Here is a 16,057-nt window from a genome sequence, read left to right as displayed (position 1 = left end):
CGCTCAACCCGTCAGGAACGACAGCCGCACCGACCGGACGGGATTGTCGCCGTTGGTGTCGACGAGACAGACCGACTGCCACGTGCCGAGCGCTGGGCGGCCGTCGAGAATCGGCACGGACACCGACGGCGCGATGATCGCAGGCAGGACGTGGTCGCGGCCGTGCCCCGGGCTGCCGTGCCGGTGCCCCCACCGGTCGTCCGCGGGGAGCAGGTCACGCAGCGCGGCGAGCAGGTCGGAGTCACTGCCTGCGCCCGTCTCGATCACGGCGAGGCCCGCCGTCGCGTGCGGAACCCACACGTTCAGCAGGCCGTCACGGGCGCCGGTCGAGCGAAGGAAGGCGGCGATCTCGTCTGTCAGGTCCACCACGGTCTCCCGGGAGCCGGTGCGGATCTCGATCAGCTGACTGTCCATGCTCGTAGTGTCCCGCGTCATGCGCAGTGCATTCGGCCAGGAGTTCGACGTCCCCGACGGTTACCTCAACACGGCAGGCATCGGCATCCCCTCCACGGCGGCCGCCGACGCCGTCGAGTCCGCGGTACATGACTGGCGCACGGGTGCCGGCCGGCCCGGCGACTTCGAGCAACCGGTTCAGCTGGCTCGCGCCGCCTTCGCCGAGCTCGTGGGGGTGGATGTGGAGCGGGTGGCGATCGGCTCGGCGGTGTCCGAGCTCGTCGGGTTGGTGGCCGCGAGCGTGCCCGACGGGACGCGGGTGCTCGTCGCGTCGGGGGAGTTCACCAGCGTCAGCTGGCCCTTCGCGGCCCAGTCCGCCCGTGACGTGACCGTCACGGTGGCCGAGCCTGCTGAGCTGGGGGAGCGGGCCGCCGACCACGACCTCGTCGCGGTCAGCGTCGTCCAGTCCGCCGACGGCCGGGTCGCCGACCTCGACGCTCTGCGGGCCGCCCGGGCGAGCGGCACCCGCGTGCTGCTCGACGCGAGCCAGTCCCTCGGCTGGTTCGACGCCGACCTCAGCTGGGCCGACGTCGTCGTGGCCGCCGCCTACAAGTGGCTGTTGAGCCCACGGGGAGTGGCGTGGATGGCGGTGCGGCCCGAGCTGGAGCTCGTGCCGGCGTCAGCGGGGTGGTACGCCTCCGCCGACCGCTGGGCGGACATCTACCGCATGCCGATGCGGCTCGCCCCGGATGCGCGGTCCCTCGACACGTCGCCCGCCTGGTACTGCCACGTCGGTGCCGCCGTCGCCCTGCCCTGGCTCGCCGGGCTCGACCGGTCGGCCGTGCACGCCCACTGCGTCGGGCTCGCCGACCGGTTCCGCGCGGCGCTGGGAATGGAGCCTGCCGGGTCGGCGATCGTCGCCGTCCGCACGCCGGAGGCGATGGAACGGCTGACCGCGGCCGGGATCGCGGCCAGCGGCCGCGCCGGGGCGGCCCGGCTGGCGTTCCACCTCTACAACACCGAGGCCGACAGCGCCCGCGCCCTGGCGGCCCTCACCTGACGAGTCCTGGGTCAGGGCTGGCCCGGGAAGATCGGGATCGCGGGAGGAGTCCTGACGACCACCCGCCACCGGGCGCAGCGGAGCGTGCCCGAGCTGAGGGCGGCGATCGAGGCCTGGCGCAGCTGGCGGTCGGTGGTGTGCTCCACCACCGAGCGCCACGCGGCGAGCGCGTCGGTCTCCGCCACCACGGCCAGCGCGGCCGCGGACGGACCGTCCACCACCGGCTGGGGCGTGTGGTACGCGGGCTGGGCCGACACCGGTTGCGCCCCGTACAGGCTGAGGGTCTGCTCGACCGCACCGCGCAGCTTCCGGTGCGCGTCGGCGTCGGCGTCGGCCTGCGTGATCTGGTCGGGCGGCAGGAACGCGGTGATGAGGGTGTAGCACCACAGCGCGGCGTGCTCGGCCGCGAGGGCGTTCTGCAGTGCGGCCATGGCCGCCTTGTCGATCTTGGGGCCACCGGGCGGGGGCTCCGGGGCGTTCATCGCTCTCATCCGAGCACCTCGGCGTACGCGGCGCAGCACGCCGCCACCGAGGCGACGAGCCCGACGCGGTCGACCGGCAGGGTGAGTGCCGCGCCTGCCGCCGCCTGACCGGAGGCGGCCGTGGCGGCGCGCACCTGAGCCAGGGTGACGGTCGAGGCCGGGCGGGCCGGCGGTGTGGTGGGCCGCACCGGGGCCCGGTCCGGGTCGGCGCGGGCCACCTCGGCCTCGAGGGCCACCGCGTGCGCGGTGCGGGCGTCGGCCAGCGGGCGCACCCGGTCGGCGAGGGCGGGGGATGCGGCCACGGCCGCGGCGGCCAGCGCGGCGTCGCTGCGGGCGGCGTCGGCGAGCGCGATCAGCGGGTCGGGCCCGTCGCCCGCGCCGTCTCCGATCGAGCAGCCGGCCAGTGCGGGAGGTAGCAGCAGGAGTCCGGCGAGCACCCGACGACGGCTGATCCCGGGCTGTGACGCCGGCCCGGACGGTGCTCTCACGACTTCTCCTCACCCTGCTCGCCGCACGCCCATCCTGCCAGGCCGCTGCCATGGCGCGGCGCGATACCCTGGCAAACCCACCGCACCCGTGAAGCGGCATCCGCCGCAGTGCCGCGTACGCGGTGAACCGAACGAGCAGGAGTCACGATGCCCTCCCCCCGCCCCGCGCAGGATGCCGGGCAGCCGCCCGAGCAGCTGCACGGCGTGCTGGAACCGATCGTCCGCGAAGCCGGGTTCGAGCTGGACCAGCTCGACGTGCGTGCCGCGGGCCGTCGTCACACCATCAAGGTCGTGGTGGATTCCGACTCCGGCATCGGGCTCGACGACATCGCGCATCTGTCCCGGCTCTTCTCGGTCGAGCTGGACCAGCACGAGCACCTCATCGGCGGCTCCTACACGCTCGAGGTCACCTCGCCGGGCGTGGACCGCCCACTCACCGGCGCCCGCCACTGGCGGCGCGCCCATCTGCGCCAGGTTGCCGTCCGCACCCGCGATGGCGCCACGTTCACCGGGCGGGTCGGCCGGGCAGGCGAGGACGCGGTCACGCTCCTCGTCGACGGCGAGCTGCGCGAGCTGCGTTACGCCGACGTGGACCACGCCGGTGTGCAGGTGGAGTTCCGGCCCGCACCCGAGGCCGAGCTGCAGCTGCTGCAGGGGGCGTCCGAGCCACCTCAGGAGGACACGGCATGAACGTCGACATCGCGGCGTTGCGCACCATCGAACGGGAGAAGGACATCCCGTTCGAGACGGTCATCGAGGCCATCGAGACCGCGTTGCTCACCGCCTACAAGCACACCGACGGGCACCAGGCGCACGCCCGCATCGACATCGACCGCAAGACCGGCGCGGTGCGGGTCATGGCGCAGGAGATGGGCCCGGACGGGGCCGTCGACTCCGAGTGGGACGACACCCCCGAAGGCTTCGGCCGCATCGCCGCCACCACGGCCCGCCAGGTGATCGTGCAGCGGCTGCGCGACGCCGAGCACGAGCGCACCTACGGTGAGTTCGCGGCGAAGGAGGGCGAGATCGTCGCGGGCGTCATCCAGCGCGACGCGCGGGCCAACGCCCGCGGTGTGGTGATCGTGCAGCTGAGCGGCCAGACCGAGGGCATGCTGCCGCAGGCGGAGCAGGTGCCGGGCGAGCGGTACGACCACGGGTCGCGGATCCGCTGCTACGTGTTCGGCGTGACCCGGGGAATGCGCGGGACGCAGATCATGTTGAGCCGAACGCATCCCAACCTCGTGCGCAAGCTGTTCGCCCTCGAGGTCCCGGAGATCGTCGACGGGTCGGTGGAGATCGTCGCGGTGGCCCGGGAGGCAGGCCATCGGTCCAAGATCGCGGTCCGCTCGACCGTGCCGGGAGTCAACCCCAAGGGTGCCTGCATCGGGCCCGTCGGGGCCCGGGTGCGGGGCGTGATGAGCGAGCTGGCCGGAGAGAAGATCGACATCATCGACTGGTCCGAGGACCCCGCGACGTTCGTCGGCAATGCACTGTCGCCGTCGAAGGTGGTGTCGGTCACGGTTCTGGACGCCCGCACCAAGACCGCGCGGGTCGTGGTGCCCGATTTCCAGCTCTCACTGGCCATCGGCAAGGAAGGTCAGAACGCCCGGTTGGCGGCCCGGCTCACCGGGTGGCGCATCGACATCCGCAGCGACGCCGACCCCCGCGGGGCAGTGGACGCCCCCGAGTCGGAGTCGGTCGGCTGAGCCGCGGCGTACCCGGCGAGGGCGATACGCACAACGGTGCTGCGCTACACTCCACCACGGCCCACACTTCGGGTTTGGCTCCCGCTCGTCCGATCCCCGCTCCGGATCTCCGATCTGTGGCGGGACCTGTTCGGACCTGCATAGGATGCCGGAGCCGATCAGCGGCCGACGGTCTGTTGCGGGTCGTCGTGGTGGCCGGGGTACTCACCCCGGACCCACGGCGACGGCTCCCCGGACGGGGTGCATGGCTGCACCCGGTTCCGGAGTGCCTGGACCGTGCCGAGCGGCGCTCGGCGTTCCCGCGGGCGTTACGCGTCCGGGGTCCGCTGGACACCGGTGCGGTGCGGTCCGAAATCGAAGGTGGGGGTCTGAGCGAGCACGCGAACGATGCAGTGCGGATGGGCAGTACCGCGAGCGGGGCCCGGGAAAGACCCGGGTCCGTCACACGAGGAAGCAAGGTCGACCCGTCATGAGCCAGTCGTGAAGATCGCACCATGAACGTGCTTCGACACTAGGTTCGAGGTCGAGCGGAAACCGCCGCCGGCCTCCGATAAACAAGGAGTGCAGTGGCAGGCAAGGCCCGCGTGCACGAGCTCGCCAAAGAGCTCGGCGTCAGCAGCAAGCAAGTCCTGAGCAAGTTGCAGGATCTCGGCGAGTACGTGAAGTCCCCGTCCTCGACCGTCGAGGCCCCCGTGGCCCGGAAACTTCGCGAATCCATGTCCAACGGCGACTCCGGTGGCCGTCGCTCCGGCGGCAGGCCGCGGCCCGGGGGTTCTGCTCCCAGCCCGTCAGGGGTTCCGCCGCGCCCGGCGCAGCCCTCGGGCGGCGCTCCGGTGCCCGGCCCGCGCCCGCAGCCGGCCGCCCCGGCGGCGTCCGCGCCGGCGCCGTCCTCGACCGGGTCGCAGGACCGTCCGCGGCCCAGTGGCCCGCGTCCCGGCCCTCGGCCCGGACCGTCGGTCGTGCCGTCCCGGCAGGAGCCGGAGCGCAGCCAGCCACAGCAGCCCGCCGCGCAGGCCCCGGCCGCGCAGGCTCCGGCTGCCCAGGCCCCCGCCGCGCAGGCTCCGGCCGCTTCGGCACCGGCGCAGCCGGCCACCCGGCCGGCACCCGGTCCCGCGCCGCAGCGGCCCGCACCCGGCCAGCCCGCGCGTCCGCAGCCCGGTTCGCAGGGCCCGGCAATGCCCGGTCAGCAGCGGCCCGCCGCCGCCGACCCGAGCACTGTCGTGCCGCCGCGGCCGAGCGGCCCGCGTCCCGGCCCGCGCACGCCCCGGGTGGGCAACAACCCGTTCGGTGTCGGCTCCGGCGCCCCGCCGCGTCCGGCCCCGCCGCGTCCCGGCCCGCCCGCTCCCGGGCAGCCCCCGGCACAGGGCGGCGGCCAGGGTCAGGGGCAGGGTCCGGCTCAGGGCGGCCCCGCCCAGGGCGGTCCCCGTCCCGGTGGGCCCCGTCCCTCGGCCCCGCGTCCGGGTGAGCCCGGCCGCGCAGGCCCGCGTCCCCCGTCGCCCGGCAACATGCCTCCGCGTCCGAACCCCGGCATGATGCCGGCGCGTCCGGCCGCAGGTCCCGGTGGCCGTGGTGGTCCCGGTGGCCGTGGTGGTCCCGGTGGTCCCGGTGGTCGTCCCGGTGGTCCGGGCGGACGTCCGGGTGGTCCCGGTGGTCGTCCCGGTGGCGGTGGCGGTGGCTTCCGTCCCGGTGGCGGTGGCCCCGGTGGTCCCGGTGGCGGTGCTCCCGCGGGTGGCGGTTTCCGTCCCGGCGGTGGCGGTGGCGGTCGTCCTGGTGGCGGCGGCGCTCGCGGTCGCGGTGGAGCTGCAGGTGCCTTCGGTCGTCCCGGTGGACCGGCCCGCAAGGGTCGCAAGTCGAAGCGGCAGAAGCGCCAGGAGTTCGACTCGATGCAGGCTCCCTCGGTCGGCGGCGTCCGCCTGCCGAAGGGCCACGGCGAGACGATCAAGCTCCCGCGTGGGGCTTCGCTCACCGACTTCGCCGACAAGATCAACGCCAACCCGGCCGCGCTGGTGCAGGTGCTGTTCCACCTCGGTGAGATGGTCACCTCCACGCAGTCGGTGTCCGACGAGATCCTCGAGCTGCTCGGCAGCGAGATGAACTACGCCGTGCAGGTCGTCAGCCCGGAGGAGGAGGACCGCGAGCTGCTCGACAGCTTCTCCATCTCCTACGGCGAGGACGCCGGCGGCGAGGAGGACCTGGTCATCCGGCCGCCGGTCGTCACCGTCATGGGTCACGTCGACCACGGAAAGACGCGCCTGCTCGACACGATCCGCAAGGCCAACGTCATGGAGGGCGAGGCAGGCGGCATCACGCAGCACATCGGTGCCTACCAGGTGGTCACCGAGCTCGAGGGCTACGAGCGGCCCATCACGTTCATCGACACCCCGGGCCACGAGGCGTTCACCGCCATGCGTGCCCGCGGTGCCAAGTCGACCGACATCGCGGTCATCGTGGTCGCGGCCGACGACGGCGTGATGCCGCAGACGGTGGAGGCGATCAACCACGCCCAGGCGGCCGACGTGCCGATCGTGGTCGCGGTCAACAAGATCGACAAGGAGGGGGCCAACCCCGCCAAGATCCGTCAGCAGCTCACCGAGTACGGACTGGTCGCCGAGGAGTACGGCGGCGACACGATGTTCGTCGACATCTCGGCGCGCGAGAACATCAACATCGACCAGCTGCTCGAGGCGATCCTGCTCACCGCCGACGCCTCCCTCGACCTCCGGGCCAACCCCGCCATGGAGGCGCAGGGCGTCGCGATCGAGGCCCACCTGGACCGCGGTCGCGGTCCGGTGGCCACGGTGCTGGTGCAGCGCGGCACGCTCCGGGTCGGCGACTCGGTGGTCGCGGGCGACGCCTCCGGGCGCGTCCGGCGGATGTTCGACGAGCACGGCGAGGACGTCATCGAGGCGTACCCGTCGCGTCCGGTGCAGGTCATCGGGTTCACCTCGGTGCCAGGCGCCGGCGACACGTTCCTCGTCGTCGACGAGGACCGGGTGGCTCGCCAGATCGCCGACCGGCGCCGGGCCCGCGAGCGCAACGCCGAGCTGGCGTCGCGTCGCAAGCGGGTCAGCCTGGAGGACCTGGACGCCGCGCTCAAGGAGACCAACCAGCTCAACCTCATCATCAAGGGCGACAACTCGGGAACGGTCGAGGCCCTCGAGGACGCGTTGTTGCAGCTGGAGGTCGGCGAGGACGTGGAGCTGCGGGTGATCCACCGAGGTGTCGGTGGCATCACCGAGGGCGACATCAACCTCGCCATCGCCGACAACGTCATCGTCCTGGGCTTCAACGTCCGGGCCGAGGGCAAGGCCACGGAGCTGGCCAACCGCGAGGGCGTGGAGATCCGGTACTACTCCGTGATCTACCAGGCCATCGAGGACATCGAGAAGGCCCTCAAGGGCATGCTCAAGCCCGAGTTCGAAGAGGTCGAGCTGGGCCGGGCCGAGGTCCGCGAGGTCTTCAAGTCCTCGCGCGTCGGCACGATCGCCGGTTGCCTCGTGATGTCCGGCACGATCCGGCGCAACGCGCGGGGCCGGCTGCTGCGCGACAGCGTGGTGATCGCGGACAACCTGCCGGTCAGCTCGCTGCGGCGGTTCAAGGACGACGTGGTCGAGGTCCGCGAGGGCTTCGAGTGCGGCTTCACCCTCGGTAACTACAGCGATATCAAGGTCGGCGACGTCGTCGAGACCTTCGAGATGCGCGAGAAGCCGAGGAACTGACGCGACGCGGGGGGACCGGTTCGCCGGTCCCCCCGCGGCGTTCACCGGATGATCGTGGAGACCCCCATGTTCGTCGGAGCGCTGGAACTGGACGTCCTCCTGGGGGACGTCCATTCCCTCAAGGAGAAGCGGTCGGTGGTCCGGCCCGTGCTGGCCGAGCTGCGTCGCAAGTTCGAGGTGGCTGTCGCCGAGGCGGGCCACCTCGACCTGCACCGGCGTGCCCTGCTCGGTGTCAGCTGCGTGGCGGCCGACCACGGGCATGTCACCGAGGTGCTCGACCGGTGCGAGCGGCTCGTGGCCGCCCGTCCCGAGCTCGAGCTGCTGTCGGCCCGGCAGCGCATGCTGGGCCCCGACGACGACGAGTCGTAAGACCTAGAGGAGCACGTGATGGTGGACCAGGCCCGCGCCCGCCGGCTGGCCAAGCGGATCTCGCAGATCGTGGCCGCCGCCCTGGAACACGAGGTCAAGGACCCGCGTCTGAAGATGGTGACGATCACCGACACCCGGGTCACGGGTGATCTTCGGGAGGCCACGCTCTACTACACGGTGCTGGGTGAGACGGTCGACGCCGATCCCGACACCGCAGGCGCCGCCGCCGCGCTGGCGAGCGCCACCGGCGTCCTGCGCTCCCTGGTGGGGGCGGGCACCGGCATCCGCCACACGCCGTCGCTCGCGTTCGTGCCCGACCAGGTGCCCGACGAGGCTCGTCGCATGGAGGAGCTTCTGGCCCGCACGCGGGAGTCCGATGCCGAGGTGGCCCGGCTCGCGGCGGGCGCCCGTCCGGCAGGCGATCCCGACCCCTACCGCACCCCTCGCGAGCGAGCCGAGGAGGAGTGATCGCACGGGGCGGCCCCCGCGGCGACGGGGCAGGGGTGGCGAGTTCCCTCGACGCCTCGGTCGTGGCTGCGGCGGCGTTGCTGGCGGGAGCGCGGGACGTCACCCTGCTGGCTCATGTGAACCCGGACGCCGACTCTCTCGGGAGCGCGCTGGCTCTGGGCATCGCGATGCGGCGCCGTGGCGCCGCGGTCCGGGTGTCGTTCGCGACGCCGGAGCAGGTGCCCGAGACACTCCTCCCGCTGGACGTGCTGGGGCTGGTGGTCACCCCGGACCAGGTGCCGGTCGCGTCCGAGGTGCTGGTGGCCTGCGACGCCGCCGAGCCCTCCCGGCTCGGAAGCCTGGTGACCCGGCTGGACGACGCCGGTTCGTCGATCATGATCGACCACCACGCGTCCAACCCGGGGTTCGGCGACGTGCAGGTGCTGGACCCGGGGGCGGAGGCCACGGTCGTGCTGGTCCACCGGATGCTCCTCGCGATGGGGGAGCCGCTCGACGCCGACATCGCCCGCTGCCTGTACGCCGGGCTGGTCACCGACACCCGTGGTTTCCGCACGGCGGGTGAGGCGGCGCACCGCATGGCGGCCGACCTCCTGGCCGCCGGGGTGGATGCCGAGGCGGTGGTGGGGCCGCTCATGGACACCCACCCCTACGCATGGCTGGACACGTTGGGCAAGGTGCTGCAGAGCGTGGTGCTGGAGCCGGACGCGGCCGGGGGCCTGGGCCTGGTGCACACGTGCGTCTCGTTGGCCGACACCACCCGCTTCCGCGTCGAGGAGATCGACAGCGTCGTGGACCTGCTCCGCACCAGCGCCGAGGCCGAGGTGGCCGCTGTGCTGAAGGAGGTGGGTCCCCGACGCTGGACCACCTCGCTGCGGTCGAAGGGACGCGTCGACGTGGCCGCGGCGGCGGGGCTGCTCGGCGGGGGTGGCCACCGCGCCGCCGCGGGATTCAGCCGGGACGGCACGAGGGCCGAGGTGCTCGCCGCCCTCCGGAACGCGCTGGAGACGTTCGACGCGGTGGAACGCCCGGCCTGAGCCGTTCCTTCTGCCGCGCTGACGGTGGCCGCCCTGCGCGGCGGCCGGTCATCGTCCGGCGGGAAGCCCTCATCGAGTAGATCGAGTAGTCCCAAGGTGCAGATGATCTGCATGTCGATCGATCATCGGCCACCATGGGTCGATGACTCGACCTGACGGCGCACCGACGGCCTCCACCACGGGGCGCTTCCTGCTCGTGCTCAACGACGACGTCTTCGGGGACGACGAGGCGTCACGCGCGGTGGTGCGCGACGTGAGCGGTACCGAGGACGTCTTCTCCACCCGCGACGGCGACATCGGGGTGCGCGACCTCGAAGGGACGGGCGCGCTGCTGTTCGCCGAACTCGGGATCGCGGTCGTCACCGTGGCGCCCGACCGGGTGGGGGCGGCGGGGCTGTTCGAACCGGCTGACGACCGGTTGCTGGCCGTGGAGCCGGAGCGCGTGCTGCACGCGCTGCAGGACGCCGCTCCGGTCGACTCCACGCAGGAGGAGGAGTTCACCGACAACGCGGAGTCGACCTGGGGGCTGCAGGCCACGGGTGTGCTCACGTCGGCGGAGTCCGGAGCCGGGATCACGATCGCGGTGCTCGACACCGGCTTCGACGTGGCGCATCCCGACTTCGACGGCCGCGACATCACCACGCGCTCGTTCGTCGACGGGGAGACGGCACAGGACGTCCGGGGGCACGGCACGCACTGCGCCGGCACCATGGCGGGGCCGCTCGACCCGCCGCAGGGACCCCGCTACGGGGTCGCCTACGGGGCGCGGCTGCTGGTCGGCAAGGTGCTGAACGACCAGGGGAGCGGCACCGACGCCGACATCCTCGCCGGGATGAGCTGGGCGATCAGCGCGGGTGCGCAGATCATCTCGATGTCGCTGGGCGCCGACCAGCGCGAGATCTCCACCGCCTACGAGACGGTGGGGCGCCGTGCCCTCGCGGCCGGCACGCTGATCGTGGCGGCGGCCGGCAACAACGCGCAGCGCGCCCAGGGGGATCCCGGTTTCGTCGGGGTGCCGGCGAACAGCCCGTCGATCCTGGCGGTGGCGGCGGTGGACGCCGCACTGGCCGTGGCCGACTTCTCGGCCGCGGCGGGCGACGTCGACGGTGGCGAGATCGACATCGCGGCGCCGGGGGTGGCGGTCTACTCCAGCTGGCCGCTCCCGAGGCGGTACAACACGATCTCGGGCACCAGCATGGCCACCCCCCACGTCGCCGGGATCGCCGCGTTGTGGGCGCAGCGCAGCGGGGCAGGCGGCCGGGAGCTGTGGGACGCGCTGGTGGGCGCGACCCGCCCGCTCGGACTGCCCGTGCAGGATGTCGGCGCCGGGCTGGCGCAGGCTCCGTCGTGACCACCCCCGCAGGCTCGGAGCAGACACCGGTCACGGTCACCGTCGACGACGCCCACCTCGACGTGATCGACGGCCTCGCCGACCGGCTGCGCGCGGCCGGGATGGAGGTCGACCAGGTGCTGGAGCCGGTCGGCGTGATCACCGGCTCGGCGCCGCCCGGCTGGGAGTCGCTCGCCGACCTCGACGGCGTGGCGGCGGTGGAGCCGGGGCGCACCGTACGGCTCCCCCCGCCCGATGCGCCCCAGTAGGCAGCCCCTCGCCGGTTGATCCGCCCCGGTGCCGTCCCGGCTACGGTGGGCGCGATCGAACGAAGGAGCCCCGCCCGATGACGTCCGACACCGGACCCGCCCGTACCGAGCCCGCCGCGAGGTCGGCCCGCCGCGCCTTCCTCGCGGCCGCCCTGCGCAGGCCGGCGACGATGGGCGCGATCGCGCCCAGCTCGCCGCGGCTGGGGGCGGTGCTGGCCTCGGTCGTGCCGAGCGCGGGTTCCCCGGTGGTGGTGGAGCTCGGCCCGGGCACCGGCGCGGTGAGTGCCGTGATCGCGCAGAGGCTGCCGTCCGGTGCCCGGCACCTCGCCGTCGAGCTGGACCCCGACATGGTCGCGTTCCTGCGGCGCACCCGGCCGCAGCTCGAGGTCGTGCCGGGCAACGCGGCGAACCTCGGCGCCCTGCTCGGCGAGCGGGGGATCACCTCCGTCGACGCCGTGATCTGCGGTTTGCCCTGGGCGTTGTTCGACGACTCCACGCAGACCGAGCTGCTGGGCGAGATCAGCCGCGCGATCGGCTCGACCGGCGCCTTCACCACGTTCGCGTACCTGCACGGGATGACGCTCGGTGCGGCCCGCCGCTTCCGGCGCACGCTGCGGGACACTTTCGACGAGGTGCTCGTCACCGCCACGGTATGGCGCAACGTGCCGCCGGCGTTCGTGTACGTGTGCCGACGTCCGCGCGGGGGGCCCTCCATCGGTGGCTGAACCCTCGGTGAGCCCACTTCGATGACCCTGACCAACGACCGCCTCCCGGCCCGGGAGGTGCTGCGGCTGGCTGCTCCGGCGCTGCCGGTGCTGGCGGCCGAGCCGCTGTACCTGCTCGTCGACACCGCGGTGGTCGGCAGGCTCGGCGCGGTGCCGCTCGCCGGTCTCGCCGTCGCCGCCGTCCTGTTCGCGCAGGTCACGACCCAGCTGAACTTCCTGTCCTACGGCACCACGGCCCGCGCGGCGCGCCTGTACGGGGCGGGCAGGCGCGGCGACGCCGTCGGCGAGGGGGTGCAGGCCACCTGGCTCGCGCTCGCGGTCGGCCTGGTGGTGATCGTGGTCGGCCAGCTCGTCGCGCGGCCGGTGGCCACGGCGCTCGGTGACGGCGGTGCCATCGCCGATGCCGCCGTCTCCTGGCTGCGGGTCGCGCTGTTCGGGGCCCCGCTGGTGCTGGTGACACTGGCCGGCAACGGCTGGATGCGCGGGGTGCAGGACACCGCGAGACCGTTGCGCTACGTACTCGCGGGCAACGGGCTGTCCGCGGTGAGCTGCTTCGTGCTGGTGCACGGCGTGGGCGGGTGGGCCGGCCTGGGGCTGGTCGGCTCCGCGATCGCCAACGTCGGGGGCCAGGCGGTCGGCGCCGGCCTGTTCCTCGGGGCACTCGTCCGGGCCGCGCGGGCCGAGGCGGTGCCGCTGCGGATCCGGCCTGCCGTGCTGAAGCTGCAGCTCGCGCTCGGGCGCGACCTCATCGCCCGCAGCCTCGCCTTCCAGGCCTGCTTCCTGTCCGCCGCCGCCGTCGCCACCCGGTTCGGTGCGGCGACCGCCGCGGCCCACCAGATCGTGCTGCAGCTGTGGTTCTTCCAGGCACTGGTGCTCGACGCGGTGGCGATCGCGGCGCAGTCGCTCGTGGGCGCGGCACTGGGGTCGCCCGAGCGGGGAGCCGAGCGGGCGAAGGCACTGGCCCGGCAGGTCACCCGCTACGGGCTCGTGCTCGGCGTCGGGTTCGGGGCGCTGTTCGCCGCGCTCTCCGGGGTGCTGCCGCCGGTGTTCACGCCGGACCCCGCGGTGCTCGGAGCGGTGCCCGTCGCCTGGTGGTTCTTCGCGGCCATGCAACCCGTGGCCGGGGTGGTGTTCGCGCTGGACGGCGTGCTGCTCGGCGCAGGCGACGCCGCGTACCTGCGCACCACCACGCTGGCCGCGGCGGTCCTCGGGTTCCTCCCGCTGATCTGGGCCTCGCTGGCGTTCGGCTGGGGCCTGGCGGGCATCTGGGCGGGGCTGACCCTGTTCATGCTGTTCCGGCTGCTGGCGGTGGGGCTGCGGGCCCGCTCGGACCGGTGGGTGGTGACCGGCGCGGTACGCCCGGCGGGATGACGGTCGCCGTCACCCCGCCGACCACACCGGCTCGTCGGTCTCCCGCACCTCCCCGTCGCCCGCGAACAGCACGAAGCGGTCGAAGCCGCGGGTGAACCAGCGGTCGTGGGTCACCGCGAGCACCGTGCCCTCGAACGCGCCGAGCGCCTGCTCCAGCGCCTCCGCGGAGGCGAGGTCGAGGTTGTCGGTCGGTTCGTCGAGCAGCAGCATCGTGGCGCCGCACAGCTCCAGCAGCAGGATCAGCAGCCGGGCCTGCTGGCCGCCCGACAGCGTCTCGAACCGCTGCTCGGCCTGCTCGGCCAGCTCGTAGCGGGCCAGTGCCTTCATGGCGTCGCCGAGGGTGCGGCCGGGCCGGTCGGCGTCCCCGCTGACGAGGAGGTCCAGCAGCGTGCGACCGGTCAGCTCCGGCCGGTCGTGGGTCTGCGAGAAGTGCCCGGGGCGCACGCGGGCGCCGAGCCGCGCCACGCCGGCGTGCTGCACCTCCGAGAGCGCCGCGCCGCTCGCCGGGACGGCGCCCGGCTCCGGATCGGTGCCCCCGCGCGCGAGCAGCCGCAGGAAGTGGGACTTGCCCGAACCGTTGGCCCCGAGGACCGCCACGCGGTCGCCGAACCAGACCTCCAGGTCGAACGGGTAGGTCAGCCCGTCCAGCTCGAGCTGCTCGCAGACGAGCGCCCGCTTCCCGGTGCGCCCGCCGGCCAGCTGCATCCGGACGTTCTGGTCGCGGGGCTTGTCCGGGGGCTTGCCCTTCCCGTCCCGCCCGCTCTCCAGGAACCGGGCCAACCGCGTGCGCGCGGCCTGCAGGCGCGACGCCATGTCGTCGTTGGACGCGGCCTTCGCCCGGTAGAACACCACCAGCCGCTCCAGCTTGGCGCGTTCCTCCTCCCACCGGCGGCGCTCCTCGTCGATCCGGTCGTGGCGCGCCACCCGCGCGTCGTGCCAGGACGCGAACCCCGCCGGATGCACCCACGCCGACCCCGCCTCGACGGTGACCACGCGCCGGGCGGTCCTGGCGAGCAGCTCGCGGTCGTGGCTGACGAACAGGACGCTCTTGGCCGACTCCCGGATCCGGCCCTCCAGCCAGCGCTTGCCGGGGACGTCGAGGTAGTTGTCGGGCTCGTCGAGCAGCAGCACCTCGTCGGGGCCCCGGAGCAGCAGCTCCAGCGCGAACCGCTTCTGCTCACCCCCGGAGAGCGTGGCGACGCGCCGGGCGCTCACCTGCGCCCACGGCAGGCCCAGCACCGCGACGGCGGCCGTGTCGAACTCCACCTCGGCCGCGTACCCGCCGGCCTCACCCCAGCCCGCGAGCGCGTCGGCGTACCTCAGCTGCGAACGCTCACCGTCGCCGAGTGCCCGTTCGGCGGCACCGAGCCGCAGCCCGGCGGTGCGGACGACGGGCGGGGCGAGGGACAGGGCGAGGTCGGCGAGGGTGCGGTCGTCGGCGATGGACCCGATGAACTGGTGCATCACCCCGAGCCCGCCGCTGCGGGCGATGCTGCCCGCCGCGGGCGCCAGGTCGCCGGCGATCATCCGCAGGAGCGTGGTCTTCCCGGCGCCGTTCGGTCCGACGAGTGCGATCTTCGCGCCGTCAGCGACGCGGAAGCTGACGTCGGAGAACAGCGTCCGGCCGTCGGGGAGCCGGTGGCCGACCGACATCGCCTCGATGTGTCCCACGAGCGGATGGTGCAGCGTGGCGGCCGGCAGGTCGAGCCGATATCGGAGCGGCCCTACACCGGGAGGACCGGGACCCGCAGCAGGCCCTGCCCGACGAGGGAGGCTATCGCGTCGAGCTTCTCCTCCGAGGCCCGCAGCACCTTGTCGTCGGCTCCGCGTTCCCACACCCGCTTCGCCTCGTCCCACGCGAGATCGCGGGTGAACCGGATGACGAGGTCGGCCATCCAGTTGGCCGTGCGGTCCCAGATGGCGTCGTCCGGCCCACGGCTGAGCAGGGAGCCCAGCTCCTCGCGCAGGGGGTCCATCTCCTTCTCGAAGACGTCGTTGATCAGGCAGTAGTCGTGGAACTGGTCGCTCTCCCGCCCGTCGCCGTCCGGGGCGATGTGCTTCCACGTGGCCACGAGCGCGCACGATAGGTCGAAGTTGATGTGCGCGTTGACACCCGCCACGGCGAAGTTCACCGGCGCGATGCGGGGGTCGCTGCGGTTGTCGAACAGCAGCCGCCAGACCCCCGGCGTCTCGTGCATGTTCTCGGCGTAGGTGCGCAGGGCCCGCAGGTAGCGCTCCGCGAACTCGATGTCGAGCCGGATCAGGAACTCCGGTGAGCGGAAGTCACCGCGCTCAGCCATCTGCCCGATCCGGGCGGTGATCACGTGGTAGAGCTTGGTGAACGCCGCGATCCCGTCGTTGTCGCCGCGCATCGACGTGCCGGCTGCGTGGTCGCGGATGGCGGCGAGCCGCTCCACCACCTCGGGGATCGACGTCGGTGCTGCGCCCCCGGCGAGCACGGCGAGCCGCTGCGTCGAGCCCGGCCCCCGCACCGCTCGCGCCGGATCTCCGATGTCCTCGATGTCCACTGCGAACTCCTCTCGTGTCGGTCCACGTTCGGGTGACGGCCCCAGGTGAGGAGGGACGACCCGCTGTCCTGATACGGCAGGTGCCGGTCGGTGCGATGATCTCCCCCGTCAAGGG

The 16,057-nt window shown here is 73.4% G+C and carries 17 protein-coding genes; 12 read left to right on the top strand and 5 right to left on the bottom strand.

The annotated features are described in order from the left end of the window. Positions 1 to 3 precede the first annotated feature (3 nt). Complete coding sequence (locus tag AC5L35_RS02760; protein WP_495057897.1) at positions 4 to 414, bottom strand: secondary thiamine-phosphate synthase enzyme YjbQ; 411 nt, start codon at positions 412 to 414, stop codon at positions 4 to 6. A 19-nt stretch (positions 415 to 433) separates the two neighbouring features. Here AC5L35_RS02760 and AC5L35_RS02755 point away from each other — a divergent pair, with 19 nt between their 5' ends. After that, complete coding sequence (locus AC5L35_RS02755; protein ID WP_495057896.1) at positions 434 to 1,453, top strand: aminotransferase class V-fold PLP-dependent enzyme; 1,020 nt, start codon at positions 434 to 436, stop codon at positions 1,451 to 1,453. An 11-nt stretch (positions 1,454 to 1,464) separates the two neighbouring features. On the opposite strand, the gene AC5L35_RS02750 is transcribed toward AC5L35_RS02755, so the two are convergent. Next, positions 1,465 to 1,944, bottom strand: a complete 480-nt coding sequence (locus AC5L35_RS02750) for a ferritin-like domain-containing protein (protein WP_495057895.1) — start codon at positions 1,942 to 1,944, stop codon at positions 1,465 to 1,467. Continuing rightward, entirely contained in the window at positions 1,941 to 2,423 is a 483-nt protein-coding gene (locus AC5L35_RS02745; RefSeq protein ID WP_495057894.1) for a hypothetical protein, read from the bottom strand. Before AC5L35_RS02745 ends, AC5L35_RS02750 begins: the two co-directional genes overlap by 4 nt. A 147-nt stretch (positions 2,424 to 2,570) precedes the next feature. Between AC5L35_RS02745 and rimP the strand changes: the two genes are divergently transcribed. The 11 genes from rimP to AC5L35_RS02690 all read left to right on the top strand — a co-directional run bounded on the left by rimP (position 2,571) and on the right by AC5L35_RS02690 (position 13,414). Then, the gene (gene rimP / locus AC5L35_RS02740; protein ID WP_495057893.1) at positions 2,571 to 3,113 is read left to right on the top strand and encodes a ribosome maturation factor RimP; all 543 of its coding nucleotides are present in this window, start codon (positions 2,571 to 2,573) and stop codon (positions 3,111 to 3,113) included. Beyond that, positions 3,110 to 4,129: a transcription termination factor NusA gene (gene nusA, locus AC5L35_RS02735; RefSeq protein ID WP_495057892.1), complete on the top strand. Its 1,020-nt coding sequence runs from the start codon at positions 3,110 to 3,112 to the stop codon at positions 4,127 to 4,129. Before rimP ends, nusA begins: the two co-directional genes overlap by 4 nt. Continuing rightward, positions 4,054 to 4,602 (top strand): YlxR family protein, encoded by a 549-nt coding sequence (locus AC5L35_RS02730; protein WP_495057891.1) that lies wholly within the window; start codon positions 4,054 to 4,056, stop codon positions 4,600 to 4,602. The genes nusA and AC5L35_RS02730 overlap by 76 nt, the downstream gene beginning before the upstream one ends. A gap of 93 nt (positions 4,603 to 4,695) precedes the next feature. Next, entirely contained in the window at positions 4,696 to 7,848 is a 3,153-nt protein-coding gene (infB, locus tag AC5L35_RS02725; RefSeq protein WP_495057890.1) for a translation initiation factor IF-2, read from the top strand. Between the two features lie 66 nt (positions 7,849 to 7,914). Further along, positions 7,915 to 8,217 (top strand): DUF503 domain-containing protein, encoded by a 303-nt coding sequence (locus tag AC5L35_RS02720; protein WP_169396371.1) that lies wholly within the window; start codon positions 7,915 to 7,917, stop codon positions 8,215 to 8,217. 18 nt (positions 8,218 to 8,235) lie between these two features. Beyond that, entirely contained in the window at positions 8,236 to 8,685 is a 450-nt protein-coding gene (gene rbfA, locus AC5L35_RS02715) for a 30S ribosome-binding factor RbfA (protein WP_169396349.1), read from the top strand. A 35-nt stretch (positions 8,686 to 8,720) separates the two neighbouring features. After that, positions 8,721 to 9,719: a DHH family phosphoesterase gene (locus AC5L35_RS02710; RefSeq protein WP_495058078.1), complete on the top strand. Its 999-nt coding sequence runs from the start codon at positions 8,721 to 8,723 to the stop codon at positions 9,717 to 9,719. Between the two features lie 142 nt (positions 9,720 to 9,861). Beyond that, positions 9,862 to 11,070: a S8 family serine peptidase gene (locus tag AC5L35_RS02705; protein WP_495057889.1), complete on the top strand. Its 1,209-nt coding sequence runs from the start codon at positions 9,862 to 9,864 to the stop codon at positions 11,068 to 11,070. Continuing rightward, positions 11,067 to 11,318, top strand: a complete 252-nt coding sequence (locus tag AC5L35_RS02700; protein WP_495057888.1) for a hypothetical protein — start codon at positions 11,067 to 11,069, stop codon at positions 11,316 to 11,318. The genes AC5L35_RS02705 and AC5L35_RS02700 overlap by 4 nt, the downstream gene beginning before the upstream one ends. 77 nt (positions 11,319 to 11,395) lie before the next feature. Continuing rightward, positions 11,396 to 12,043 carry a class I SAM-dependent methyltransferase gene (locus tag AC5L35_RS02695; protein WP_495057887.1) on the top strand — a complete coding sequence of 216 codons (648 nt, stop codon included), beginning with the start codon at positions 11,396 to 11,398 and terminating at the stop codon, positions 12,041 to 12,043. 21 nt (positions 12,044 to 12,064) lie between these two features. Continuing rightward, positions 12,065 to 13,414 (top strand): MATE family efflux transporter, encoded by a 1,350-nt coding sequence (locus AC5L35_RS02690; RefSeq protein WP_495057886.1) that lies wholly within the window; start codon positions 12,065 to 12,067, stop codon positions 13,412 to 13,414. A 9-nt stretch (positions 13,415 to 13,423) separates the two neighbouring features. On the opposite strand, the gene AC5L35_RS02685 is transcribed toward AC5L35_RS02690, so the two are convergent. Further along, on the bottom strand, positions 13,424 to 15,085 hold the full coding sequence (locus AC5L35_RS02685) for an ABC-F family ATP-binding cassette domain-containing protein (RefSeq protein ID WP_495057885.1): 1,662 nt from the start codon (positions 15,083 to 15,085) through the stop codon (positions 13,424 to 13,426). Between the two features lie 53 nt (positions 15,086 to 15,138). Then, positions 15,139 to 15,942: a DUF5995 family protein gene (locus AC5L35_RS02680; protein ID WP_495057884.1), complete on the bottom strand. Its 804-nt coding sequence runs from the start codon at positions 15,940 to 15,942 to the stop codon at positions 15,139 to 15,141. Positions 15,943 to 16,057: the final 115 nt, after the last annotated feature.

This window comes from Pseudonocardia sp. OZ21, from assembly GCF_059359135.1.
This window is presented reverse-complemented; position numbering and strand designations above follow the sequence as displayed.